Below are 22,975 nucleotides of genomic sequence, written 5' to 3' on the forward strand. Positions count from 1 at the left end.
GCTACGCCCGGACGCCGATGGTCAATGCTCTGAACGTCGTCCAGGTCAGCGACACCAGGCCACGAACCGCCGCGAGCGAGAACGCGGTGGACCACACCGTCCGCGTCGAGGGGCCGGGCACCGGCACGCCGGCGAACCGATCGGCCAGCCAATCCAGGGTGAGGGGCGCACTGAGCGGATGCAGCGACAGGTGCTCGCTCAGCCGATCTCGCAGGTACGTCACGTGGGCACCGGCTTCGTTGTACCGCTCGACCTGCCCGTCCACGTCGTCGACGGCGATGATCTGATCGTGCACCGCCTGGATCACCAGCAGCGGAGCCGTCGGGGCGATGCGACCGGGCTGGATGTCGAGGAACACCTGCACGATTTCGGGCAACGCCAGCAGATCGGCCAGCGGGACGTCGATGTACTTGTCCAGATCGTGTCGGGCCAGTCGGGCAACGGCTCGGACGGTCGTCATCGACTCGACGGAATCGAGAATGCGCATTCCGTCCTCGTTGACGTATTGGCGGATGACCCGGTCCAGGTCGGGGTAGGTGCGCCGCAACCCAGCCACCACCAGCGTCGGCAACGCTGCGTGCAGCGTTGCATTGAGCCGGGTGAATGCCGACCCTGGATCTCCGACGGGCGAGCCGAGCGCGGCACCGACCAACTCGATCTCCGGCGCGTACTCCGGTGCCATCTCCGCTGCCCAGGACGTCGCGAGCCCGCCGCCCGAGTAACCCCACAACGCGACCGGGGTGCTGTCGTTCAATTCGAGCGGCTCGAACGACAACGCCGCGCGGATGGCGTCGAGCGTGCAGAAACCGGGTTCCTGCGGCGAACCCCAGTGCCCGTCGGGGCCCTCGTGGTCCGGAATCGAGATGGTCCACCCGCGACGCAGAGCATGCAGAACCAGCAGGAACTCGAACTGCGGAACTGCACCGACGGCCTTCGAGCCACGGCGAAGCGCGTACGACGGAAAGCATGAGGACGCGACGCCGTCGATGGCGCACTGATACGACAGCAGGACCGGCTCGGCGTTCCGCGGGCGCAGCACCGTCGTGACGCTGGCCTGGGGAAGACCGCCGAGATCTGCCGTGCGGTACAGCAGCTGCCACGCATCGACTCGCTGGCGCACGCGACCGAACATCGCGACCTCGACCGGCCGTACCTTGAGAATCGTCCCCGGCAGAGCCGCTTCATAGCCCTCGGGCGCGGCGTAGAACGGATCGTCCTCGGGCCTGGTCGCGTCGTTGCGCAGCGGTGCTCGTTCCACCGGCCAGGACTGTTCGTCCTCCATCGATCTGTCGACGCTCATATCCCACCGCTTCTTGTCCGAGTCTCTTCGTCACACTAACTTGCCCTCGACGACCCCATTTCATGCAGCCTGCTGCCAATTGGTGATCAGAACGTCGGTCGCGTAGCTGAGGTCGAGGCCTTCACCGCCCCAGTTCGGGACGATAGCGTCGGGCGCGATGCCCCCGTACTGTCGCCTGATCTCGTCGGCGTCTCCCGACACCGCGGGAGCGTGGATGATCTCGGTTCCCGAGGGATGGCGAAACGAGAAGCACTGATCTCCACGAGCTTCGATGAAGAAATAACCGTCGTGCAGCGCTCGATGATGCTCGCCGCACAGCAGCACCAGGTTGTCGAGCGTGGTCTCACCACCGCGCGAGCGATAGGTGACGTGATGCGCATGCATGAAGCGGGTTCGACCGCATCCCGGCACCGCGCAGCATCGGTCTCGAATGATCAACTGGCGCATCTGAGTTCGGCTCGGGGATTTGGCAGTCGAACTCCACCGCACAGTCTTTCCCAGCCGGCCGTGGCCGACAGTCCGCAAGACTGCAGAACACAGCAACTGAGCCAGCGTTTCGTCGTCCAACCCTGGCCCGTCGTCGAAATGGGCATGATCGTGACCCGCTTCCTCGATACCACCGATGTGCACCAATACCTCTGCAGCAGGGGAGACAACCGGAGAGTCCAGTGCAGCGCACACCATCTCGGCCATCGCGATCATCGCCGGAACCGGATTGGGCGGCGCAGGAGCGGCCCTATCGGCGTCCGCCTCGTCGTCGGTTCGGGTTCGCTCGTATTCGGCCCTGGTCAACGCGGCCAGAAACCGTTTCCCGTCCTCCGGCCGAAATCGCGCGCTGAACACGAGCGAGCCGTCGTCCTCGTCCCAGCGCCACCGCCCCACACATGGATCGAGGTCGACGCCGTTGCCCCTGGTCGGACGCATCGCCTTCTTCAGACCCCGGCAGAGACGCTCGATATGCGCGGCGGGCGCATCGAGCGCCTTCTGCAGCAACGACGCCTCGTTCTCGGCCGTGGCCACACGCGTCATGGCTCGCACCTTGGAGTACGAGATGGTGCCGCTCAGGTACGCCGATGTGATCAACGGCAGCTCCCGCATCGCCTTGGCCACCCGCACCTGCTCGCGGGCGGTGTGCAGATCGACTCCTGCCCGCCACGACAACCAATGTGCACAGGACCGCAGCTCCCATGCCGCCCATCCGCGTCGAGAGTCGAATTCGCCCACCAGGATCAGATACTGAGCCGACGCCGCAGCGATCTGACCTGCCAAAGCGCAGATCTCGGACTCGATTTCTCCGATCTCGGCCGGCCCTGCCTCAACCATGTCGCTCATGAACGCCCCCATTCATCGAATGCATGTTCGACAACGGTACGGCGGGGCACCGACAAGAAAATTCTGCAGACAGCACATGCGTCCCCGCGGGGACGTTTTTGCGCTTGCTTTCTGGCCGATGGGCCCGATACTGACACCAGATGCTGGTTCCGACCGAAGGGTGGTGCGGCAATGGACGGTACCGATACCTGGGGGATTGCGAGCGCAGACTTTCTGCGGTGGTATCTGCTCGCCGCGTTTCTCGCCGTGGCTCTGGTGCTGCTCAGCAATTGGCTCGCCTCGCACCGGTCCGTTCCCGCCTCTCCAACCGGGCGGGTGCTCACGCCGCCCGAGGTCGGGGCGCTCACCAACGACACCCAGGCGGTGATGGCGTCGTTGGCCATCCTGCGCGGGGCCGACGTCATCGATTCTCGGGGCAGAGTGCGGCGTGCATTGACCGCCGCCGAGCGGACACATCTGGATTGGTTCACCCGCACCGTCCTCGAAAGACTCGGCAGCGGCAAAGCACCCCTGGTTCGATCCCGACTGGTGACGAACATGTCCGTAGCGTGCGCGCAGCTGCGGAGCCAGCTCATCGATGAGGGTCTGCTGCACGGGCGGTCCGAGCGTGGTGCATCGACTGTCCGTGTGTTCCCGATCCTGTTCGTCGCGGCCGTCGGATTCGTACGGGTGATCTCCGGCCTTGCGAACGGGAAACCGGTGCTTTTCCTCGTCGGCATCATCGTATTGCTGCTGCTCACACTCCCGTTCGTTCGGCGTCGACGCCGCCGCACCGCACGAGGAGACGCAGAGCTCCGACGCCTTCGCGTCGAGAACGACTACCTCTCACCGCGCTCTCGTCCGTCCTTCACCGCATACGGGCCGTCACGAGCGGGCATGTCGGCTGCACTCTTCGGAGCGGGCGCTCTGCTGATGCTCGATCCGGCCATGGCGGGTGCCCTCAGTTATGGCTCTGCCCAGGCCGGCGGAGCTGCATCGTTCGGTTTCGGCGGCGACAGTGGTGGCGGTAGCAGCGGTGACGGAGGCGGCAGCAGCTGCGGTGGTGGAGGCGGCTGTGGCGGCGGGGGCGGGTGCGGCGGGTGACCACCTACCCACTGCCGGACGGTCTCGGAATCGGCTGGCGCTCCGAGATTTCGGGGATCGTCTCGCAGTTGCCGGGGCTCGCGTTCTGTGAGGTGATCGCCGAATCGATCGGGGATCACGCACCGGAGCGCCTCACCTCGTTGGGCGTCCCCGTCGTCACTCATGGAATCGGTTTGTCTCTGGGCGGCGCGGAGCCGTTGGAGCACAACCGAATAGCGCACTTGGAGCGAGTCGCGTCGTTGCTCGGGTCGCCGATCGTCAGCGAACACATCGCATTCGTTCGTGCCGACGGCATCGAGGCCGGGCATTTGCTTCCGATGCCGCGGACCCGCGAGGCCTTGACAGTGCTGACTCGAAACATAGCGCGAACACAGGACGGACTTTCGGTGCCGTTGGCGGTGGAAAATATTGCAGCGCTGTTCGATTGGCCCGATGACGAGCTGACCGAGGGCGAGTTCCTCAGCGAGCTGGTAGAGCGTACCGGCGTCGCCTTGGTGTTGGACATCGCCAACGTCTACGCGAACGCGCGCAACCGACGCCGTGACCCGTGGACCGAACTGGCCCGGCTGCCTCTGGACCGAATTGCTTACTGCCACATCGCCGGTGGCACGGTACGCGACGGCGTCTACCACGATTCGCACACCGCGGCAGTTCCCGAAGAGGTACTCGAGCTACTCAGAAGGTTCACTGCAGCCGGGCACCGCACACCACTCATGCTCGAGCGCGACGGACACTACCCACCCGAAGTCGAGCTGCTGGACGAACTCGACGCGATCGCCGATTCTGCAGGCCTGGAACGAATCACGCCGAACCGGGTGCTGGGTCCGACGATGTGAGTGAGGACCTGGCCCGCCGTCAGAAGGAGCTCATCCGAGCGCTTGTTGCGGGAGAACAGCTGCCGCCGGGATTCGATTCGGCCACCATCGACACCGCTCGAACAGCTCTCTTGCGCAAGCGAGCAGCCGAGATCGCGGCTCGGTACCCGGCTGTGCCGTCGGCGATGGGGGAGAAGTACGACGAGCTCTTTCACCGATGGGCATCCGACCGTCCGAAGGTATCCACCGCCGCCGATGCAGAGGCCTTCTACGAGGCAATGAAACTGGCAGGGGAGCTGGACACGACACATCCGGGACTGTCCGGGCAGCGAATGTCCTACATGGCCGACGCCCGCAACTCACTCGTGCGCTTTCGCAGTCCGCTGCGCGGCACGTGGTTGACGTCGCTGTTCGGCGCAGTGCTGCTCGTTGCCCTACCGATCGTCATCGTGACCGGTCTACTGTCGTACATTGCGTACGGGCCCCAGTTCGGCCAGGCCAGGCCGGGTGCCGTCGGGTGGTTGCGGTTGCCGTTCTTCGATTGGCCTACGAACCCTGCCTGGCTCTACCAGCTGACGCAGGGGCTGCACGTGGGATTGGGCCTGATCATCGTGCCGCTCGTCATCGCGAAACTGTGGTCGGTGATGCCCAAGCTCGTCGAACTGCCGCCGGTGCGCTCACCCGCGCATGCGCTCGAACGCCTGTCGCTGCTCGCTCTTGTCGGCGGTCTGCTGTTCGAGATCGTCACCGGTGTTCTCAACATCCAGTACGACTACGTCTTCGGCTTCGACTTCTACGCCGCCCACTACTTCGGTGCCTGGGTGTTCATCGCCGGATTCCTCGTCCATCTCGGTCTCAAGGTGCCGTTGATGTGGCGAACCCTGCGGTCCGAGTCGCTGATGGACGTGCTGCGCGCGCGAAACGAATCCACCGACCAGGGCCACACGACAACCATGAACCGCCGCGGCGCAATCGGATTGGTTGCTGCTGGAATGGGTTTCGTCGCTGTGCTCACGGTGGGCCAGACGGTCGGAGGCGTTCTCCGCAAGGCCGCGATTCTGCTGCCGCGCGGGCGCTCCTACGGCGACGGCCCCAACGACTTTCAGATCAATCGGACCGCGGAGGCGGCGGGAATCACCGAGGCACAGACCGGAGCCGACTGGCAGCTGACGATCGCAGGCGCAGCCGACGACGCCGTTCCGGTGGTGCTGTCCCGCGGCAGGCTGCTGTCGATGCCGCAGCGCACTGCCGAACTTCCCATCGCCTGTGTCGAAGGATGGTCGACGACTCAGACCTGGACCGGCGTCCCGTTGGCAGAACTCGCCGCCCTCGCGGGTGTGTCCGAACCACGCTCGGCCGAGGTGACCTCGCTCGAGCAGAACGGCGCCTTCACTCGCGCAGTGCTGCAGGGAAATCAAGTAGCACATACCGACTCGTTGCTGGCCTTGAAAGTCAACGGTGTCGATCTCTCGCTCGACCACGGCTATCCCGCACGGGTGATCGTGCCTGCGCTACCGGGCGTGCACAACACCAAGTGGGTTTCGTCGATCGTGTTCCGTTCGTGACTTTCAAAATCTCCGTGAATAGTAAAGAATATTTTTTCGGTGGCCCGCGGGGTTGCCGACGAGGGAGCAATCCTTCGCCTGGATGAGTCCAGAAGGTCACGCCACGATGCACGCACTGTCCAGAGGGTTTCTCGCCGCGGGTGCAACACTCACGCTGCTCTTCGCCGCAGGCTGCTCGTCGTCCGACGCGGGCAACGCCGTTGCCGCGGACACCACCACCTCGTCCTCGACGTCGGCCGCTGCCAGCACCACCGACGACGTCACCGGCCAGGAGGGCATCGACGCCGGTGGTTCCACCGATATCGATGTCGAGATCGGTCAATGCGTCGAGCTCGGCGGCACGATGACCGCCGCCACCATCGCCAACGCAGAGTGCGGCAGCATGGAATCGAACTACAAGGTCATTGCGAAGGCCGAGCAGAACGAGCAGTGCCCCACCGATGTCAATCAGACGTACTACGAGACTCTCGACGGCGTGGAGCAGGGCGCTCTGTGCCTCGACGTGGATTGGGTCGTCGACGGATGCATGAGCGTTCCCACCGGCGGTATCGACGAGCCCGCACGTGTCGACTGCAGCGACCCCAGCGCGACCGACGTCGAACAGGTCACCGAAATCAAGACAGGCACCGCCGACCCCAACGACTGCCCGGAGGGCGGGTTCGCTTACGAGGCAAGGCAGTTCGTCGTGTGCACCACAACGATCTCCTAGCCCTCTCTGTCACTGCAACTGCGCTGTCATCATCTGGGTGACGTAGTGATAGTCCAGGTGTCCGTGCTCGGTGATCGCCGCGTGCACCGCGTTCAGCACTTCGTCGCGCCGCGTGTCGTCGAGTACCAGGTGACTCGAGTACGTCGCGGCCATCGCACAGAATTCGTCCGCCGTGTAGCGCTGGACCCACCTGTACGTCGAGGACGACCAGGGTCCGAAGCCGTCGGCGGGAGGCACGCTCGACTCCGATTGCGCACCGAGAGACCGTGCCAACAGCGGTGCCGCTTCGGGTTCGGTCGCGTCGTATGCAGCTCTGACGGCATCCCACGCCGGCCCGTCGAGGTCACCCGGCATGTTCCACCACAGTCGCAGTGCGCCGCCCGGGACCAACGCGCGGGCCGCCACCGCCGCTCCTCGCTCGTGGTTCACCCAATGCCAGGACTGCGCGGCGACGACCACATCGAACGACGCCGGCTCGATTGCACACTCCTCGAATCGCGACACCTGCACCTCGACGTCGCGGTTCTCGGTACGACGCCGAACGACCTCCGCCATGCCCGAATCCGGTTCCACCGCAACCACGGATGCGCCGAGTTCGGCCAACGCAACGGTGGCTTTACCGGTACCGGCTCCGGCCTCGAGTACTCGTAGCCTGCCTCCGGTCGCTATGTCTGCGTACAACTCGGCGGGGTAGCCGGGTCGGGCGCGGTCGTAGTTCTCGGCAACTCGGCCGAAAGTCAGTCCACGTTCCGGGCGCGCATCCTCTGGCATGTTAGCCAGAGTACCGATCTACACCCCGGTCGCCGGTGATCGACTTGCCAGCTGTGGCCCCAGTGGTAAAGAGTGATTAAAACCACAACGTATGCCCCGTGGAGGAGACCTCATGACCGAGACGACCGCACCCCCGAAGTGGAAGGTGGTCGGCCCCGGACTGGTGGTTGCCGCCACCGGCATCGGAGCCGCCGATCTGGTTGCGACCCTGGTTGCCGGATCGCGCTACGGCTACGCCCTGCTGTGGGTCATCATCGTCGGTGTCGTCATGAAAGTTGTTCTGGTAGAGGGCGCCGGGCGCTACACGCTGGCCTCGGGCAACACGATATTCCAGGGTTGGCGGTCGCTGGGCAAGTGGACGACGGTGTATTTCGCGCCGTACATCGTGATCTGGGGATTCGTCTACGGTGCGGCCGCGATGTCGTCGAGCGCACTGCCGATCGTTGCGCTGTTTCCCGCGTTGGATCTCAAAGTCGTTGCCATCGCGTCCGGACTCCTCGGCTTCGCACTGATCTGGCTCGGGAGCTACGGCTTCTTCGAGAAGATCATCACCGTCTTCGTCGGCATCATGTTCGTGACGGTCATCGGCGCTGCGGTGGTGGCGGTTCCGAACGTTCCCGCGGTCATCAAGGGCATCGTCCCCACCATTCCCGACGGCTCCATCGTGTACGTCCTCGGCCTCGCCGGCGGTGTCGGCGGCACCATCACGCTCGCGGCGTACGGCTATTGGCTCCGCGAGAAGGGCTGGATCACACCGAAATTCATGCGGGTGATGCGAATCGACAACTCGATGGCCTACGTCATCTCCGGGATCTTCGTGCTGGCGATGCTCATCGTCGGTGCCGAATTGCTCTATTCCTCGCAGATTGCGATCTCCACCGGCGATCAGGGCCTGATCCAGCTGTCCGACGTTCTCGCCGAGCGCTACGGCACCGTGTTCGGCTACGTCTTTCTCATCGGCTTCTGGTCGGCGTCGTTCTCGTCCCTGATCGGGGTGTGGAACGGCGTCAGCCTGATGTTCGCGGACTTCGTCGGCAACCTGAAGGGACTCGAACAGGGACACTCGGACACTCGCATCGGCGGCAAGTACTTCCGTTGGTACGTCGCATGGTTGACGTTCCCGCCGATGGCACTGCTGTGGCTGGATCAGCCCATCGGTCTCGTACTCACGTACGGGGTGCTCGGCGCAGTGTTCATGCCGTTCCTGGCGGTGACTCTGCTCGTTCTTCTCAACAGCGACCGAGTGCCGAAGCAGTGGCGCAACGGCTGGTTCACCAATCTCACGCTCGGCATCTGCGCGTTCCTGTTCGCCTGGCTCGCCGTCGACCAGGTACTGGACGCTCTGGACAAGTACGTCTACTGACCGGCCGCTTCCAGGCGACCCCGCAGGGTCGTTTCGGTGTGCCGAATCGCTTGACCGACAACTGGTTCCACTACAGCTCCGAGCACCTTGCCGGCGATACCGCCGGGCAGGCTGTAGCGGAAGACGACCACCAGCCGGGTTCGGCCGTCACCGGCGTCCTCGAACGACCACGTGGACGAGTTCGACAGCCCCTCGACCGACTCGAGGGTGAGTCGCTCGTTGTGGACCCACTCGGTCACGTGTACAACGGATTTGAGCGCTTTGGGGCCGATCTGCATCGTCGCGTCGTACGTGGCTCCGAGACCGGATGTGATCTCGCTCGTCGGCTCGAACCGGGTGATGCCGAACATCCACTGCGGCACGTTACGAAAATCGTCGAGGTAGGCGAATGCCGCCTCCCGACTGGTCGACGCGATCGCCGAATGATTGATTACTCGCACTCGTGCACCCTAGTACACGCTACGCACTGTTACACACACTTTGCCGGTTCGACCTACCGCTGGACATACCCCGTCTGCTTGTCCACGACGTTGACCAGCGGCGAACCGAACAGATATCGCTCCAAGTTCTCCTCGAACAGCTGCCACAACCGCTCGGCGAAGTCGTCGGCGTCCCCGGCCAGATGAGCAGTCAGGATCACGTTGTCCATGTTCCACAGCGGGCTCGATGCCGGCAGCGGCTCGACCTCGAACACATCGAGCACTGCCCAGCCGATCGTCCCGGAGGCCAGGGCCGCACACAGAGCCTGTTCGTCGACGACCGGACCGCGGGAAATATTGACCAGACCCGCATCGGGACTCATGGCCGCGAGCACCTCGGTGCCGACGAGACCTCGGGTTCTCTCGGTCAACGGTGTGGCGAGCACGATGACGGAGTATTCGCCTGCATACGAACGTAATTCTTCGACGTGACGGATTCGCGCGAATTCCGCATCCCCCGGGCGTTCGGATGTCCCCGACGCATCGACGCGCATGCCGAGAGCGCCGAGTACCCGGCCGATTTCACGTCCGATCGAGCCCGGTCCGACGACAAGCGCACGTTTACCGCGAACTCCGGAGCTGACTCGATGCTCCCAGACTCGCTCACGCTGACGGCGAAGTGCCTGGGGCAGCTTCTTCACCGACGCCAGAATTCCTGCTGCGACATATTCGGCTATCGCGCGGTCGAGTATGCCTCCCGAGTTGGTCAGCAGCCACGGCCCTTCGCGCATACCGGGGTCCAAGAGTCGATCGACTCCCGCGCTGGACGCATGGATCCACTGGAGCGCGGCAGCGTTCGGCCAGATGGTCTGGAGATCGACGGCCTCGAAAGTGCGAAACAGCAGCACCTCGGCCCAGGAGACCGCATCGGCCAGTTCAGCGATCGCGCAGCTCCGAAACTGGACTCCAGCGATCGACGGAAGGGCCTTCCGGTCCGAATCATCTTCGACCACAAGCACGTTCACCACTGGACTCGCCACCTCCGTACGATGGCACGGTGCTCACCGTAGAACTCGCATCCGCCGCCGACGCAGCAACGATACTCGGCCTCCGGCACGCCGCCGAGGACTGGTTGGCTGCCCGGCGAATCGATCAGTGGACACCGCGCGAGGTACCTCTGTCGACTGTTACTGCCCAGATAGACGCAGGGGAGTTCTACATCGCTCGACGCCACCCCGGTGGCCCGATTGTCGGCGCGCTGAGATTGATCTGGGCCGACCCTGCCATCTGGCCGGAGCAGGGCGAATCCGCAGGCTACGTGCACGGATTGGTGATCGACAGAAGCGAATCCGGCACGGGACTTGGCGCGTCGCTGCTCGAGTGGGCATCGCAGCGGACCCGGCAGGAAGGGCGAGCGCTGCTACGTCTGGATTGCGCCGAAACCAACATCGACCTGCGCAGCTACTACCTACGGCAGGGGTTTCGCTACGTCGGTCGGCGCGATTTCGGCGACGGGAGTTCGTGGTTCAGCGTCGCACTGTTCGAAATGTCGACCGGCTTGTAGCGTGACATACATGGGTGAGAATCGAGATCGGAGCCGGCAGTGTCGTCACCCGCGACGTACCGTCGCACACCTTTGCTGCGGGTAACCCGTGTCGGGCGATCCGCGCGCTACCGTGACATCACCGAGTTCAGGACTGTGTCGGAGTCACGAACCAACGAGCCGACTGCCATCCGCGCGCCGCACCATATCCCCAGCCAGCCGATCGCTACGGCCACCGGAATCGACAGATACGCCCACGCTCCCGGAAGGAGCAGCGCGAGCAGCAGTACAGGCACGACCGATACCGCCAGGACCACTATCCCGAGTACGAGGAATCCGAATGCGTTGCCGGTGAACGATCCCCGCGTGTTCATCGAGAACGTTTTCGTAGCTTCGGGCACGGGGTAGGCACCGCGTACGGAGTTCACGGCGGTCAGGCCGGCGCTGACTCCGAGCATCGAGATCGTCAATGCGATCGGGATCTCCAGTCGGTCGAGCCCGAGATCGCCGAACACTCGAACCACCACGACCGGCACGATCGCGAAGGGGGCCGCGATCAGCAACCAGGCGATCTGCCGACCACGGATGTCGTCGGGGAGGGCCTGCGGAATCATGACCAAGTGCCACATCGAGCTACCGTCGAGACCGTACGAATTCGATCCCGCACCCATCGCCATGAAGATCACGATCCACGCGCCCCAGGCAGCAGTGAACGGAATCGAATCGGTCACCAACGGGCCGATACCAGCCAGCACCGCGAAGATCAGAACCGACAGCAGCTGACTTCGACGACGCATGTCACCGCGCCAGAGGGACAGCTCTCGGGTCACCACCGCGCCGACCCTCGTCACCCGCCACCCTGTTGCTCCGTCGCGGCCGTCGGCGATCGTCTGCTTACGGGTCGACCCCGACGACGTCGAGACCCGTCCCTCGAAGTGGCGCAGAACCAGTCGCTGCCATGCCCATACCAGTGCGACGTCCAGCAGCAACAAGCCCACAAGAGCGCCGATCGCCAGCAGCCAACTGCCCTCGAGCACCGCGTCGACGCTGGTGATTCCCCAGCTGAACGGAATCGAATGTGCCAGCGTGAGCGGCCATGTCACCTCACCCGACAGCACTCGATCGAGATTCTGGGTGATGGGGAACTGCAGGAAGTACAGGCCTCCGAAGACGGCTCCGAACGCCAACAGTGCGAACTCACGGCTGCGTCGACTCTTGAGCAGCTGCGACATCGCCAATGTCACCACCCTCGACAGCGTCACGAAGAACACCACCGTTGCAGGCCAGGCCACCAGAGCCAACGGCAGCGCTGCGACCGAGCGGGACACAGCGTAGATCGGAATGGACGCTGTCGCGACGATCGTCAGCGGAACCACCATGCCGACCACCGACGTGGTCAGCAGCGCACGGGCCAGTCGCGCGGGGTCGACGGACAGCAGTTGGAAGTGGCGGGGCTGGATGTTGTCGTCGGAAATGCCCGACAGCACAGGGAAGAGCACCCAACTCAGGCCCGTCAGGGTCAGTCCGAGGCCAGCGGTGCCGCCCACCAATACCTGCGACGCGTCGGTTCGCGCCGCCATCACGCATGCGAGAACCGCGAAGGCCAGCCCCAGCAATCCGAACACGGTCTTGATCACCGCTTGTCCACCCCTGAACTGCCTGCGGTAGAGCGTGATTCGCATCTGCAGGACAGTGCGGCCGACCGACATCACGAGCGCATCCAGGACAGGCCGTCCGGGTTCTGATCACGCGTACCGACGAGGCGAACGAAGGCATCGTCCAGGGTCCCGCCGCCGCGGACCTCGTCGACGGTTCCGGCCGCCACCACTCGGCCTCCGGTGATGACACCGACGTGTGTGCACAGTTGCTCGACGAGCGCCATGACGTGGCTCGACAGAATCACCGACCCGCCGGAGCGGACGAACTGGACGAGGATGGTTCGAATCGTGGTGGAGGAGATGGGGTCGACAGCTTCGAAAGGCTCGTCCAGCACCAGCAATCGCGGCCCGTGCAGCAGCGCCGAGGCCAGACCGATCTTCTTGGTCATTCCCGCGGAGTAGTCCGCGATGACGGTTCCTCCGGCGTCGGTCAGGTCCAATGCGTCCAGCAGCTCGTCTCGACGCTGCGCGATGACGTCTTCCGGCATCGCGCGCAGTCGACCGATGTAGGTCAGGAGCTCGTGGCCGGTGAACTGGGAAGGCAAGGTCAGCCCGTCGGGCAACACACCGAGTAGTTCTTTCGCCGCGATCGGATCGGCCCAGACGTCTCGTCCGAATACCAGACTCCGCCCGTACTGCGGCCTCAGCAGCCCCACTGCCATGGACAGCGACGTCGTCTTGCCTGCACCGTTGGGTCCTACCAACCCGAACATCGAACCGGGCGGAACCATCAGCGACAGGTCGTCGACCGCAACCTTGGGGCCGAAGGCCATGCACATGTGCTCGAGCAGCAGGGCGGGAGGATTCGTTCGCACAGGTAACAGACTAACCGGTATGGGCGGTTTCGTCATGCGGTGTCGGTCGAACGCACCGGTACCATTCGGGCATGAATCGCACTGCAGTGGTCACCGGAGCTTCGTCGGGCATCGGGCGGGCCGTCGCGTCGGCTCTGGTCGCCCGTGGCTACCGGGTGATCGGCACCTCCCGAAACCCGGATTCGATGACCGACGCGCAGCGGGCGTCGGTCGTCGAATATCGAGCCCTCGACCTGACCGACACCGCGTCGATCGGCGCGTTCGTCGCGGAGCTGGGTGCCGTCGACATTCTGGTCAACAACGCAGGCGAGAGCCAGTCGGGACCCTTCGAGGAACTACCGACCGACGCCATCGAACGACTCTTCCAATTGAACGTGTTCGGCGCAGTGACGCTGTCGCAGAACGTGATTCCCGGTATGCGCGAGCGGGGTTACGGCCGCATCGTGATGGTCGGCTCGATGCTGGCCAGCTTCCCCCTCGCCTATCGCTCGTCCTACGCGTCGACGAAAGCAGCGATCAAGGGCTTCTCCGACGCGGCGCGTCTGGAACTCTCTCCCTTCGGCGTGTGGATGACCACCGTCGAGCCGGGATCGATCAACACCGGAATCAGCGAACGCCGTACCAAGTACATCGCTGCGGATTCGGTTCACCGAGACAATTTCCACACCGCGATCTCGTCCCTGGATCGCAAGGAGGGAACCGGCATCTCCGCCGAGGACGTCGCCGAGGTGGTACTGAAGGCCATCGAGGCCGACAAGCCGAAACCCTTGTACGCCAGAGGAAGCAACGCACCGGTCGTGTTTCTGGCGCGACGGTTGCTGCCGGCGACATTCATGGAGAAGACGATCGCGAAGATGTTCGGGCTGAAGAGATAGTTTGAACCTCTGACCTGGTGGAATACAGCCGGGTGATAGAAACTCTCGGCCTGGTCCTGGCTGCCACGGGTCTGATCGTCGCCGCGCAGGTGATCTCGAAGAAGACGACGCTGCCCGCGGCAGCGTTGTTGACCCTGGCCGGCCTGGCCGTCTCGGCGTCGGCGTTGCCCGACATCGTCCTCGACCCCGAGGTCGTTCTCACCCTGGTGATCCCGCCGCTGCTCTACAGCGCTGCCCTGAACTCGTCACTGATCGCCATCCGCCGCAACGTGTGGACGATCTTGAGTTTGTCGGTCGCCCTCGTGGTGGCGACCGCTGCCCTCGTGGGCGTCGGTCTGTGGTTGCTCGTTCCGGGTATCACGCTTGCCGCTGGTATGGCGCTCGGTGCCGCCGTGGCACCGCCGGACCCGGTGGCCGCCCTTGCGGTCGGTCGACGCGCCGGCATTCCACCGAAGCTGGTGACCCTCATCGAAGGGGAGGGTTTGCTGAACGACGCCACCGCGCTGACGATGCTGACCGTGGCTATCGCCGCTATCTCGAGCCAGGACATGACGTTCGCTCACGCCGGCGGATTGTTCGTGTTGGCGGCCGTCGGCGGCATCGTCGTCGGATTGGTCGTCGCCCTGCTGATTCGATTGGTACAGCGATACGTTCACGATTCTTTGCTGCTCAACATCGTGTCGCTGGCGACGCCGTTCGTTGCCTACCTGGCGGCCGAAGAGGTTCATGCGTCGGGAGTTCTGGCCGTCGTGGTCGCGGCACTGGTGATCGGGCATCACACGCGCCACGCCATCTCCGGAGCCAGCCGCCTGCAGACCAGCGCGGTGTGGCGGCTGATAGATCTGCTGCTCGAGGGCTTCGTGTTTCTGTTGATCGGCGAGCAATTGCCCACCGTGGTCGGCGGCCTGTCCGCATACTCGGGGACCACCATCGCCCTCGCAGTCACGGTCACGCTCGCCGGAGTCCTGCTGCTGCGGCCGCTGTGGTTGCTGACCACGGGTCTGTCCGCACGCGAGGCGGTGGTGATGAGCTGGGCCGGCACTCGTGGAGTCATCACCGTCGCGGCCGTGTTCACTTTGCCCCTGACGATCGACTCCGGTGAGCCGTTCGAGAGCCGAGACCTGTTGCTGTTCTGCGCATTTCTGGTCGTGCTGGTGACGGTCGTCGGACAGGGCTTGACGTTCGCTCCGCTGGTGCGAAAGCTGAACGTCGTCGCCGACCCCGCAGCAGAGGCACGTCTGCGAAACGAAGCGCGTGAGGGATCGGCCAAAGCTGCACTGTCACAGTTGGATCGCATCGCCGACGAGGAAGAACTCGACGACGAGGGGCGGGAGATACTGCGCCACGAGTTGGAGCATCGGATCGACCGGTACCACCGCCGACTCGATCATCTCGACGAGTCCGAGGTGGGCGACTCGGTCATCTCGCCGGAGCAGATCGCCGCGATGAGTACCCGCCGACGCATCCTGGCGGTCGAGCGGGAGGAGTTGCTGTGCTGGCGAGATGCCGGCCGGCTACCGGACAACAGCATGCGTAGCCTCGAGCACGAACTCGACCACGAGGAGCACTCGTTCCGTCCGCACCGAGAGACCGACTAGCCGGCGATCGCGGCGTGCATCTCCCAGACGATCACTTCGGCGCCACTGGAGGTGCTCAGCTTCTGGCCGCCGCCTCCGCTGACGCGCACGGCATCGCCCTCGGCCAGTAGTCCGACGCCCTCGAGCATCGCCTCGCCCTCCGCCACGAAGATGTGCACGAACGGCGCGTCGGGTATCTCGACGGGAGCCTGCCCGGCCTGCAAGCGCGCCACGTGCATGGCCGCGTACTTGTTCTTGATGCGAATGGCCGCATGATCGGCATGGTCGGGCATGCCGGACGCGACGGGAACCAAACCGCCGCTGAGCAATTCGCCGTCGATCTCGAGCTGTTCGTAACCCGGGGTGATGCCCTGCTCGTCGGGCACGACCCACATCTGGACGAACCGAACAGGATCGCCGTGCTTGCCCGCATACGAGCCGGCGGTATCACCGAGTCGCCACGAATCGTTCTTCTCCGAGTGCAGAATTCCGGTACCCGCACTCATGCGCTGCGCGAGACCGGGGTAGATGACGCCGGAGTGGCCCATCGAGTCCTGGTGCACCAGCGATCCCTGCAGGACCCAGGTGACGATCTCCATATCGCGATGCGGGTGCGTATCGAATCCCATTCCCGGGGTGACGATGTCGTCGTTGTTGACCATCAGGACGCCATGGTGGGTGTTGCCACGATCGAAGTGATTGCCGAAAGAGAACGAGTGCTTGGAGTCCAGCCAGCCGATCTTCGTCTTGAATCGGTCGTCGGCGCGGCGGATGTCGAGTGTGGTTGCTGCAGAGGTCATGTCATTGCCTCGAATCTCGAAATAGGTGGGTACTCAGAGAACGTGCGAGCCGTACATCTCACCGAGCGGATCGGCGATGAGTTCCAGCCGCGCACCGTCGGGGTCGCGGAAGTAGAGCGAGACGTCACTGTGCTCGATCAACTCGATTCCGGCGTCGGTCAGCTTGGTGCGTAGATGCTCCCAACGGGTGGGCTCGACGCTGATGGCCACGTGGTGCAGTCCACCCAGAACCTCCGCGTACGGACCGACGTCGAGGCCCGGGAAGTCGAAGAAGGCCAACAGGTTGTTGTTGCCGATGTCGAAGAAGAAGTGGGAGGAGCCCGGGTAGTCGCGGTTCTCGATGAGCTCGGTGAGCGGGAACTCGAGCAGATCCTGGTAGAAGCGCACCGTGGCTTCGACGTCGCTGCTGACCAACGCGGTGTGATGAAGTCCGCGGGCAGACGACGCGGGCCGCTCGCCGGCCGGCTTCAGGTACTGCCCACGAATGCGTTCCCGCTCTGTGGTGTGTAGATCTGTCTCGGTCATCGCTCCACCCTCCGGTCAAGTAGTTGCTTCGTCAACCACCAAGAACAGTACACCCACTAATTGCGTTGTCAACTACTATTGGGGACATGGAATCCACCCGGTGGCTCAGCCAGGACGAACAGCTGGCCTGGCGCGCGTACCTCGACGCGACGCGGCTGCTGCTTCGCGACCTCGACAATCAACTCACACGCGACTCGGGAATCTCGTTCACCGACTTCGAGCTGCTGGTCGTTCTGTCGGAAGCACCCGACCGTCGCCGACGTATGAGCGAACTGGCAGACGCTGTCACCACGACTCGCAGCGGCGTCACCAGGGCCATCAGCCGACTCGTCGACAACGGCTGGGTCGTTCGCGTCAAATGCGACGACGACAAGCGAGGAATGTCCGCCGAGCTCACCGAAGCAGGCATGAACACCCTCACCGCCGCCAGCCCGGGCCACGTCGAGACAGTGCGAGAGAACATGTTCGACCTGGTGGACCCGAACGATCTCGCGGCGCTGACCCGAACTTTCACAGCGATGCGGAACCACGCGTCGTGACCGTGACTCACATACCCGGTGAACAACGCCATCACTGGTGGAACGAATGGCTCGATTCCAAGCAGTCTTTTCCCGCCACCGGCAACTACGACCTGGCGGCCAACGCGCATGGGCTGCTCATGGTGCACAACGAGGACACGGTGTTTCCGGGTGAAGGCTTCGACTCCCATCAGCACGAGAACATGGAGATCGTCACGTGGGTTCTGGAAGGGACGCTGAAACACACCGACTCCGAGGGTAATTCGGGGATCGTCTACCCCGGCCTCCTTCAACGCATGAGTGCCGGCACCGGCATTCGGCACACCGAACGCAACGCGTCGAGCCTGACCAGCCGGGAAAAGCTACGCGTCGTACAGATGTGGATTCCACCCGACACCGACGGACGGGTGCCCTCGTACGAGGAGCTGGATGTGCGCGACGAGTTGGCATCCGGCGAGCTGGTGCCGGTGGCATCCGGCATGCCGGGCCGCGGCGGCGTTCGGATCGGTAACCGCTACGCAACGCTGCATGTAGCTCGACTCGTACCGGGGGAGTCCGTCACCGTTCCCGACGCGCCGTTCGGTCACGTCTTCATGGCCGACGGTTCAGCGGTGTTCGAGGACGTAGGCGACCTCGCCCAAGGTGACGCGGTGCGACTGACCGGTACCGGCGGACACCGTGTGACAGCATCGGCTGCGAGCGAGATCCTGATCTGGGAAATGCACGCCGAGTTCGCCTGACCGAGTTCTTCTGAGACAGGGAGATTCACCATGCCGACAGTGGTCACCGACGACTCCGTCACTCTGAGCTATGTCGACGAGGGCACCGGCCCGGCCGTGGTGCTCATCGCCGGCTTCTGCGCGCCCGCGACCACGTGGGCGTTGCAGCAGAAGGCGTTGGTGGCGGCCGGATATCGGGTGCTGGCTCTCGATCGACGCGGCCATGGGGCATCGGAAGCACCGGCCCACGGCGCATCCATGGAGCGGCACGGGCGCGATGTCGCACACTTCCTGGCAGCGTTGGGCGTCGACGAGGTCGTATTGATCGGCGGGTCGATGGGAGCGAGCACCGTCTGGTCCTACATCTCACAATTCGGCACCGACCATGTACGGGCTGTCGTGTCGGTGGATCAGACACCGAAGATGGTCAACAGCGCAGACTGGCCGAACGGCTTCTACGGACTTACCGAAGAGAATCGAAAGACATTCTTCGACAACGGAATACCCGACACCGGCCATGGCCGGCCCCAATGGAAGTCCATTCCGTCGCTGCTGAAGCTCGTTGTCGCACTACGGACGATGCCGAAGATGGCGTCGCCCGACACCCCACCGATGAAGGCGCTGCTCGCCGATCACGCAGCCCAGGATTGGCGCGCAACCATTGCCGGTACCGACAGACCGTTCCTGATGGTCGCCGCGCGCGACAGTCAGTTCTGGCCTGCTGCACACGCTTCCGAGTCGGTGGAGCTGAATCCGCTCGGTCGATCGATGGTCTTGGAGAACTGCGGTCACGCCGCGAACATGGACCGGCCGAACGAGTTCAACAGCGCGATGCTGGAGTTCCTCGACTCGATCGCGTGAGGTTACGAGTGTCCAGATCCGAAAGAACTATTGCGAAATATTTCTTTCGGGCTATGGTTGGTGCATGAGCCCACCACCACCGCCCCGGACGCCGCGGAAGCTGACGGACATGTCCGAGCTGAAAGCACTGACGCATCCCATTCGGCTGCGCCTGCTCTACGCGTTGCGCGCCAACAAGTCGATGACGGCAACCCAGCTCGGCGATCTGGTGGACGAGTCACCCGCCTCGGTCAGCTATCACCTGCGAAAACTCGCCGAGCACGGGTTCGTCAAGGAGGTCGAGAACGGCTCGGACAAGCGCCAGCGTTGGTGGTCGGAGGCCAACGAGGAGGGCTTCAGCTGGTCCGAGAACGACTTCTCCGATTCGCCCGAGTCCCTGTCGGTTGCCAAGGCGTCCAAGGACTCCTGGTTAGCGCACCAGTGGTCTCGCCTTCGTGACTTCGATCGGACGTCCGAGTCCTGGGGTCCGGAATGGGTGTCGGCGGCGTTCAGCTCCGACGACGTACTGCGACTCACCGCCGAAGAGACGAAACAGATGGGCACGGAGATGCGGGCCGTCATCGACAAATGGCGTCGACACGGCGAGAACGCGACCTCGGGAGAGCGTGAGCACGTCATGGTGCTGATGCACGGATTCCCCACTACACCATAGGAGTTGGCATGTATCCGTTCGATCCGCACACGTACCTCTTCATGGCCAGGCAGGATCGCGATCGACACCTGCTTCTGGCCGAGCGCCGCAGACTCGCTGCTGCGCAGAAGTGCCTCCGCCGAGACGAACTCCGCGTTCAGAGGGCGTGGGACGAGTTGACGGCATCGCTCGCCGATGTCTCCATGTCCGAGCGACGGGTCCTCGAGCTGGCTCGACGGTGACGAAAGCCGTTCAGAAGAGCTCCTTTTCGAGCCACACCTCGGCGTAGGGTTCGCTGTTGAATGCTGGGACGTCGACATAGCCGAGCCGCGAGTACAAGCGGCGGGCCTCGACCAGATCGGCTCGGGTATCGAGTCGGATTCTGCTGCGGCCGGACTCTCGAACAAGATTCTCGATGTACCCGATCAACGATGCGCCGACGCCACCCCTCCGGCCGATCGGATCCACGAAGATTCGCGTCAACTCAGCGGCGTCGTCGGATATGAAACGTGCTCCACCACAGCCGATGACGGACTGCTCCGCATACGCCACTACGAACGTGCCCGAATCTCCGGCAAGGTCGTCGCTCGGCTCGTCGACCATGACTCGGAGCACTTCCTCCTCGGACGCCTCTCGGCCGTAGAAGCGCCCGACGATATCAACGTTGTAGCGATACAGGATCTCCGACGCCGGTTCCGACGATGGATGAACGACGGCGAAGGTCGCCGGTACAGCCACTACTTCGCGGCACCCCGCTTGGCGAGCGCCTTCGAGATTCCCAGCTGCGCAACCACGATGATGCAACCGACGATCGCACCGATGATCGCCGACGCGAGAGTATTGACGATCCACGCCAACACTCCGCCGATGCCGGCGACGCCGCGCACCGCTTCTTCGCCGTGGTGCACGAGCTCGTAGATGGGGTGGAAGCCGAGCTCGTCGATGCCCACGAGCAAGATGTGTCCACCGACCCACAACATTGCGGCGGTGCCGACGACCGACAGCACCGACATGACCTTGGGCATGCCCTTGACCAGACCCCGGCCGAACTTCTCGACGAACCCGGTGGAACCGTCGGCCAGTTTCAGACCGATGTCGTCCATCTTGACGATCAGCGCGACGACGCCGTACACGACGATCGTGATGACCACGGCGACGACCGCCAGGATGATCAATCGACTCCAGAAGCCCTCACCGGCAATGGTGTCCAGTGCGATGACCATGATCTCGGCGGACAGGATCAAGTCGGTCCGCACCGCACCGGAGACCACACTGTCCTCGTCGCGCGGCTCGTCCTCGGCTGCGGCGTGATCGTCACCGTGACCGAACAGAGCGCCCCAGATCTTGTGCGCCGCCTCGTAGCTGAGGTAACAACCACCGAGCATCAGAATCGGCGTCAACAGCCACGGCAAGAACTGACTCAACAACAGGGCGATCGGCAGAATGATCAGCAGCTTGTTGCGAAGCGAGCCGACAGCGATGCGCTTGATGATGGGGAGTTCACGTTCGGCCGCGAGACCGCGAACGTACTGCGGCGTCACCGCCGCATCGTCGATCACGACGCCTGCTGCCTTGGCCGTTGCCCGGCCGGTCGCCGCACCGACATCGTCGATGGACGCGGCAGCCAGGCGCGCCAGCGCTGCCACGTCGTCGAGCAGAGCTACGAGTCCGCCGGCCATCACAAACCTCCGCGTCGATACGAGAACACCACTGGGCTCCTCATGATGCGAGCCCTTGGAACCCTACCGTCCGCAGATGGTCTGTGATCGCCGTCCGGCCTCCGCTGACTGCTACGCGATCTTGCGCTCCTGCTCGACCTCCACGACCTTCGCCGGCGGTAGTCCGATGCTGGGGTCGTGTCCCCGGAAGTTCTTCAGCCACCAGCTCCAGTCCTCGGGCACCAGTGAGAACGGGTCACCGTGGCCCAGCTCGCGCGCTGCCCACACCGGCCAGTGCGGGTTGGCCAGCGCCGGACGACCGAGCAACACCACGTCGATCTTGCCGTCACGGATCACGGCGTCCGCGTTTTCGGGGACACCCAGGTTCCAGCTGCACGTCACGGGGATATCCAGCTCGCGCTTGACACGCGCAGCCCGCTCGACCATGAACCCCATGTCACCGAAAGGCGGGTCCACCATGTCGTCGGTATTGAAGCCCAGGCTCACATCGGCCATGTCCAGGCCGTGTTCCTTCATCCATCCGATGGCGATCATGGATTCGTCGAACTGAACCCCGTCGGGGTGGTGGTCATCCGAGCCCAATCGCATGGTGAGGGGGTACTTCTCCGGCCACACCTCACGCACCGCGTCGAGCGCCTCCAGGTGGAACCGTGCCCGGTTCTCAAGGCTTCCGCCGTACTGATCGGTGCGCTGGTTCGCCAGCGGGGAGAAGAAGCTGGCCCCGAGATAACCATGGGCGTAGTGCATTTCCAGCCATTCGTAACCGGCTTCCGCGGCCCGGACAGCTGCGTCGGCGTAGCTCTGGTGGATCGCCTTGATCTCGGGCACGGTGAGTTCGTGGACGGGGAACGAGTGGTCGCCGCCGTAGGGAATCGCCGACGGCGCAACACACTCCCAACCGTCGGGATGGTCTGCCGGAAGCTGGTGTCCGCCCTGCCACGGTGGAACTTCGCTGCCCTTGCGCCCGGTGTGACCCAGCTGAATGGCCGGGACCGATCCCATGTTCTTGATCATCGCCGTCACGCGTACGTGACCCTCGATCTGGTCGTCGTCGTAGATCCCGGCGCAGTCAGGAGTCGTGCGACCGTCCGGCGTGATCGCAACTTGTTCCGGAAAGACCATCCCGAATCCGCCTGCCGCGCGTGCACCGAGGTACATCAGGTGAAAGTCGTTCATCTTCCCGTCGACAGAGCGGTACATCGTCATCGGCGACATGGCGATTCGGTTTCGAAGCGTCACGCCTTTGAGCGTGAACGGGCTGAAGAGATCCGGCATGACAATGGTCCTTTCCTTCGGTACCACCACCTCATCACCTGGCACGTTTCGACCGACTACACCGATGCTGCACGTCGGTGACAGTTTTCTCACCGTCTCGCTCTCCTGAGTGTGAGGCCCGATGTATGGTTTCCTATACGTA

Annotated in this window: 25 protein-coding genes and 1 pseudogene; 14 read left to right on the plus strand and 12 right to left on the minus strand. The window is 64.0% G+C overall.

What is annotated here, in order from left to right; genetic code table 11:
* Window position 1: 1 nt before the first annotated feature.
* Together ACQR3T_RS09465 and ACQR3T_RS09470 are read right to left on the minus strand one after the other, a co-directional pair.
* Window positions 2-1,300: a lipase family protein gene (locus ACQR3T_RS09465; protein ID WP_032378655.1), complete on the minus strand. Its 1,299-nt coding sequence runs from the start codon at window positions 1,298-1,300 to the stop codon at window positions 2-4.
* Between the two features lie 60 nt (window positions 1,301-1,360).
* Window positions 1,361-2,632, minus strand: a complete 1,272-nt coding sequence (locus ACQR3T_RS09470) for an HNH endonuclease (protein WP_428693223.1) — start codon at window positions 2,630-2,632, stop codon at window positions 1,361-1,363.
* Window positions 2,633-2,803: 171 nt separating this feature from the next.
* Here ACQR3T_RS09470 and ACQR3T_RS09475 point away from each other — a divergent pair, with 171 nt between their 5' ends.
* From ACQR3T_RS09475 to lppU, 4 genes are all read left to right on the plus strand, one after another.
* Entirely contained in the window at window positions 2,804-3,715 is a 912-nt protein-coding gene (locus ACQR3T_RS09475; protein ID WP_428693224.1) for a TIGR04222 domain-containing membrane protein, read from the plus strand.
* On the plus strand, window positions 3,712-4,551 hold the full coding sequence (locus ACQR3T_RS09480) for a DUF692 domain-containing protein (RefSeq protein ID WP_428693225.1): 840 nt from the start codon (window positions 3,712-3,714) through the stop codon (window positions 4,549-4,551). Before ACQR3T_RS09475 ends, ACQR3T_RS09480 begins: the two co-directional genes overlap by 4 nt.
* A 311-nt stretch (window positions 4,552-4,862) precedes the next feature.
* Window positions 4,863-6,095, plus strand: a complete 1,233-nt coding sequence (locus ACQR3T_RS09485) for a molybdopterin-dependent oxidoreductase (protein WP_428693896.1) — start codon at window positions 4,863-4,865, stop codon at window positions 6,093-6,095.
* Between the two features lie 106 nt (window positions 6,096-6,201).
* On the plus strand, window positions 6,202-6,804 hold the full coding sequence (lppU, locus tag ACQR3T_RS09490; protein ID WP_249305177.1) for an LppU family putative lipoprotein: 603 nt from the start codon (window positions 6,202-6,204) through the stop codon (window positions 6,802-6,804).
* Between the two features lie 9 nt (window positions 6,805-6,813).
* Here the strand turns inward: lppU and ACQR3T_RS09495 are convergent, their stop codons facing one another.
* Window positions 6,814-7,575, minus strand: a complete 762-nt coding sequence (locus ACQR3T_RS09495; RefSeq protein WP_428693226.1) for a class I SAM-dependent methyltransferase — start codon at window positions 7,573-7,575, stop codon at window positions 6,814-6,816.
* A 112-nt stretch (window positions 7,576-7,687) separates the two neighbouring features.
* Here ACQR3T_RS09495 and ACQR3T_RS09500 point away from each other — a divergent pair, with 112 nt between their 5' ends.
* A complete protein-coding gene (locus tag ACQR3T_RS09500; protein WP_032378658.1) occupies window positions 7,688-8,938 on the plus strand; it encodes an Nramp family divalent metal transporter in 1,251 nt (416 codons plus the stop codon).
* Here the strand turns inward: ACQR3T_RS09500 and ACQR3T_RS09505 are convergent.
* Together ACQR3T_RS09505 and ACQR3T_RS09510 are read right to left on the minus strand one after the other, a co-directional pair.
* Window positions 8,932-9,378, minus strand: coding sequence for an SRPBCC family protein (locus tag ACQR3T_RS09505; protein ID WP_428693227.1), 447 nt, complete (start codon window positions 9,376-9,378; stop codon window positions 8,932-8,934). The two genes, ACQR3T_RS09500 and ACQR3T_RS09505, sit on opposite strands and share 7 nt — an antisense overlap.
* 53 nt (window positions 9,379-9,431) lie before the next feature.
* Window positions 9,432-10,397, minus strand: a complete 966-nt coding sequence (locus tag ACQR3T_RS09510) for a D-2-hydroxyacid dehydrogenase (RefSeq protein WP_428693228.1) — start codon at window positions 10,395-10,397, stop codon at window positions 9,432-9,434.
* 17 nt (window positions 10,398-10,414) lie between these two features.
* Here ACQR3T_RS09510 and ACQR3T_RS09515 point away from each other — a divergent pair, with 17 nt between their 5' ends.
* Together ACQR3T_RS09515 and ACQR3T_RS09520 are read left to right on the plus strand one after the other, a co-directional pair.
* Entirely contained in the window at window positions 10,415-10,921 is a 507-nt protein-coding gene (locus ACQR3T_RS09515; RefSeq protein WP_428693229.1) for a GNAT family N-acetyltransferase, read from the plus strand.
* A gap of 26 nt (window positions 10,922-10,947) precedes the next feature.
* A pseudogene (locus tag ACQR3T_RS09520) lies at window positions 10,948-11,037 on the plus strand (sugar O-acetyltransferase); the annotation flags it as partial.
* Here the strand turns inward: ACQR3T_RS09520 and ACQR3T_RS09525 are convergent.
* Window positions 11,029-12,582: an ABC transporter permease gene (locus ACQR3T_RS09525; RefSeq protein WP_428693230.1), complete on the minus strand. Its 1,554-nt coding sequence runs from the start codon at window positions 12,580-12,582 to the stop codon at window positions 11,029-11,031. The pseudogene ACQR3T_RS09520 and the gene ACQR3T_RS09525 overlap by 9 nt on opposite strands.
* A gap of 26 nt (window positions 12,583-12,608) precedes the next feature.
* On the minus strand, window positions 12,609-13,409 hold the full coding sequence (locus tag ACQR3T_RS09530; RefSeq protein ID WP_428693231.1) for an ABC transporter ATP-binding protein: 801 nt from the start codon (window positions 13,407-13,409) through the stop codon (window positions 12,609-12,611).
* 35 nt (window positions 13,410-13,444) lie between these two features.
* Between ACQR3T_RS09530 and ACQR3T_RS09535 the strand changes: the two genes are divergently transcribed.
* Both ACQR3T_RS09535 and ACQR3T_RS09540 read left to right on the plus strand, forming a co-directional pair.
* On the plus strand, window positions 13,445-14,248 hold the full coding sequence (locus ACQR3T_RS09535) for an SDR family oxidoreductase (RefSeq protein ID WP_428693232.1): 804 nt from the start codon (window positions 13,445-13,447) through the stop codon (window positions 14,246-14,248).
* Window positions 14,249-14,280: 32 nt separating this feature from the next.
* Complete coding sequence (locus tag ACQR3T_RS09540) at window positions 14,281-15,846, plus strand: Na+/H+ antiporter (RefSeq protein WP_052065359.1); 1,566 nt, start codon at window positions 14,281-14,283, stop codon at window positions 15,844-15,846.
* Here ACQR3T_RS09540 and ACQR3T_RS09545 read toward each other — a convergent pair.
* Together ACQR3T_RS09545 and ACQR3T_RS09550 are read right to left on the minus strand one after the other, a co-directional pair.
* Window positions 15,843-16,625 (minus strand): pirin family protein, encoded by a 783-nt coding sequence (locus ACQR3T_RS09545; RefSeq protein ID WP_428693233.1) that lies wholly within the window; start codon window positions 16,623-16,625, stop codon window positions 15,843-15,845. The genes ACQR3T_RS09540 and ACQR3T_RS09545 overlap by 4 nt on opposite strands.
* A 33-nt stretch (window positions 16,626-16,658) precedes the next feature.
* Window positions 16,659-17,150 carry a VOC family protein gene (locus ACQR3T_RS09550; RefSeq protein ID WP_428693234.1) on the minus strand — a complete coding sequence of 164 codons (492 nt, stop codon included), beginning with the start codon at window positions 17,148-17,150 and terminating at the stop codon, window positions 16,659-16,661.
* Window positions 17,151-17,236: 86 nt separating this feature from the next.
* Here ACQR3T_RS09550 and ACQR3T_RS09555 point away from each other — a divergent pair, with 86 nt between their 5' ends.
* The 5 genes from ACQR3T_RS09555 (at window position 17,237) to ACQR3T_RS09575 (ending at window position 20,121) form a co-directional block, all read left to right on the plus strand.
* Window positions 17,237-17,689, plus strand: coding sequence for a MarR family winged helix-turn-helix transcriptional regulator (locus ACQR3T_RS09555; protein ID WP_428693235.1), 453 nt, complete (start codon window positions 17,237-17,239; stop codon window positions 17,687-17,689).
* Complete coding sequence (locus ACQR3T_RS09560; RefSeq protein WP_428693236.1) at window positions 17,686-18,408, plus strand: pirin family protein; 723 nt, start codon at window positions 17,686-17,688, stop codon at window positions 18,406-18,408. Before ACQR3T_RS09555 ends, ACQR3T_RS09560 begins: the two co-directional genes overlap by 4 nt.
* A gap of 30 nt (window positions 18,409-18,438) precedes the next feature.
* Window positions 18,439-19,248 carry an alpha/beta fold hydrolase gene (locus ACQR3T_RS09565; RefSeq protein WP_428693237.1) on the plus strand — a complete coding sequence of 270 codons (810 nt, stop codon included), beginning with the start codon at window positions 18,439-18,441 and terminating at the stop codon, window positions 19,246-19,248.
* A gap of 64 nt (window positions 19,249-19,312) precedes the next feature.
* On the plus strand, window positions 19,313-19,900 hold the full coding sequence (locus ACQR3T_RS09570; RefSeq protein WP_037151985.1) for a helix-turn-helix domain-containing protein: 588 nt from the start codon (window positions 19,313-19,315) through the stop codon (window positions 19,898-19,900).
* A gap of 8 nt (window positions 19,901-19,908) precedes the next feature.
* A complete protein-coding gene (locus ACQR3T_RS09575) occupies window positions 19,909-20,121 on the plus strand; it encodes a hypothetical protein (RefSeq protein ID WP_428693238.1) in 213 nt (70 codons plus the stop codon).
* A gap of 10 nt (window positions 20,122-20,131) precedes the next feature.
* Here the strand turns inward: ACQR3T_RS09575 and ACQR3T_RS09580 are convergent, their stop codons facing one another.
* The 3 genes from ACQR3T_RS09580 to ACQR3T_RS09590 all read right to left on the minus strand — a co-directional run bounded on the left by ACQR3T_RS09580 (window position 20,132) and on the right by ACQR3T_RS09590 (window position 22,833).
* The gene (locus ACQR3T_RS09580) at window positions 20,132-20,617 is read right to left on the minus strand and encodes a GNAT family N-acetyltransferase (RefSeq protein ID WP_428693239.1); all 486 of its coding nucleotides are present in this window, start codon (window positions 20,615-20,617) and stop codon (window positions 20,132-20,134) included.
* Window positions 20,617-21,558 (minus strand): DUF808 domain-containing protein, encoded by a 942-nt coding sequence (locus ACQR3T_RS09585; RefSeq protein WP_032378672.1) that lies wholly within the window; start codon window positions 21,556-21,558, stop codon window positions 20,617-20,619. Before ACQR3T_RS09585 ends, ACQR3T_RS09580 begins: the two co-directional genes overlap by 1 nt.
* 111 nt (window positions 21,559-21,669) lie before the next feature.
* Complete coding sequence (locus ACQR3T_RS09590; protein ID WP_428693240.1) at window positions 21,670-22,833, minus strand: NADH:flavin oxidoreductase/NADH oxidase; 1,164 nt, start codon at window positions 22,831-22,833, stop codon at window positions 21,670-21,672.
* Window positions 22,834-22,975 lie beyond the last annotated feature (142 nt).

The sequence above is a fragment of the Rhodococcus sp. IEGM1428 genome (assembly GCF_050321865.1).
In the GTDB taxonomy this organism is placed as follows: domain Bacteria; phylum Actinomycetota; class Actinomycetes; order Mycobacteriales; family Mycobacteriaceae; genus Rhodococcoides.

Excerpts from the sequence above, each read along its gene's own strand:
- ACQR3T_RS09465 (WP_032378655.1), bottom strand. The coding sequence starts at position 1,300 with ATGAGCGTCGACAGATCGATGGAGGACGAACAGTCCTGGCCGGTGGAA.
- ACQR3T_RS09470 (WP_428693223.1), bottom strand. The coding sequence starts at position 2,632 with ATGAGCGACATGGTTGAGGCAGGGCCGGCCGAGATCGGAGAAATCGAG.
- ACQR3T_RS09475 (WP_428693224.1), top strand. The coding sequence starts at position 2,804 with ATGGACGGTACCGATACCTGGGGGATTGCGAGCGCAGACTTTCTGCGG.
- ACQR3T_RS09485 (WP_428693896.1), top strand. The coding sequence starts at position 4,863 with ATGTCCTACATGGCCGACGCCCGCAACTCACTCGTGCGCTTTCGCAGT.
- lppU (WP_249305177.1), top strand. The coding sequence starts at position 6,202 with ATGCACGCACTGTCCAGAGGGTTTCTCGCCGCGGGTGCAACACTCACG.
- ACQR3T_RS09495 (WP_428693226.1), bottom strand. The coding sequence starts at position 7,575 with ATGCCAGAGGATGCGCGCCCGGAACGTGGACTGACTTTCGGCCGAGTT.
- ACQR3T_RS09500 (WP_032378658.1), top strand. The coding sequence starts at position 7,688 with ATGACCGAGACGACCGCACCCCCGAAGTGGAAGGTGGTCGGCCCCGGA.
- ACQR3T_RS09525 (WP_428693230.1), bottom strand. The coding sequence starts at position 12,582 with ATGCGAATCACGCTCTACCGCAGGCAGTTCAGGGGTGGACAAGCGGTG.
- ACQR3T_RS09530 (WP_428693231.1), bottom strand. The coding sequence starts at position 13,409 with ATGACGAAACCGCCCATACCGGTTAGTCTGTTACCTGTGCGAACGAAT.
- ACQR3T_RS09535 (WP_428693232.1), top strand. The coding sequence starts at position 13,445 with ATGAATCGCACTGCAGTGGTCACCGGAGCTTCGTCGGGCATCGGGCGG.
- ACQR3T_RS09545 (WP_428693233.1), bottom strand. The coding sequence starts at position 16,625 with ATGACCTCTGCAGCAACCACACTCGACATCCGCCGCGCCGACGACCGA.
- ACQR3T_RS09550 (WP_428693234.1), bottom strand. The coding sequence starts at position 17,150 with ATGACCGAGACAGATCTACACACCACAGAGCGGGAACGCATTCGTGGG.
- ACQR3T_RS09555 (WP_428693235.1), top strand. The coding sequence starts at position 17,237 with ATGGAATCCACCCGGTGGCTCAGCCAGGACGAACAGCTGGCCTGGCGC.
- ACQR3T_RS09565 (WP_428693237.1), top strand. The coding sequence starts at position 18,439 with ATGCCGACAGTGGTCACCGACGACTCCGTCACTCTGAGCTATGTCGAC.
- ACQR3T_RS09570 (WP_037151985.1), top strand. The coding sequence starts at position 19,313 with ATGAGCCCACCACCACCGCCCCGGACGCCGCGGAAGCTGACGGACATG.
- ACQR3T_RS09575 (WP_428693238.1), top strand. The coding sequence starts at position 19,909 with ATGTATCCGTTCGATCCGCACACGTACCTCTTCATGGCCAGGCAGGAT.
- ACQR3T_RS09585 (WP_032378672.1), bottom strand. The coding sequence starts at position 21,558 with ATGGCCGGCGGACTCGTAGCTCTGCTCGACGACGTGGCAGCGCTGGCG.
- ACQR3T_RS09590 (WP_428693240.1), bottom strand. The coding sequence starts at position 22,833 with ATGCCGGATCTCTTCAGCCCGTTCACGCTCAAAGGCGTGACGCTTCGA.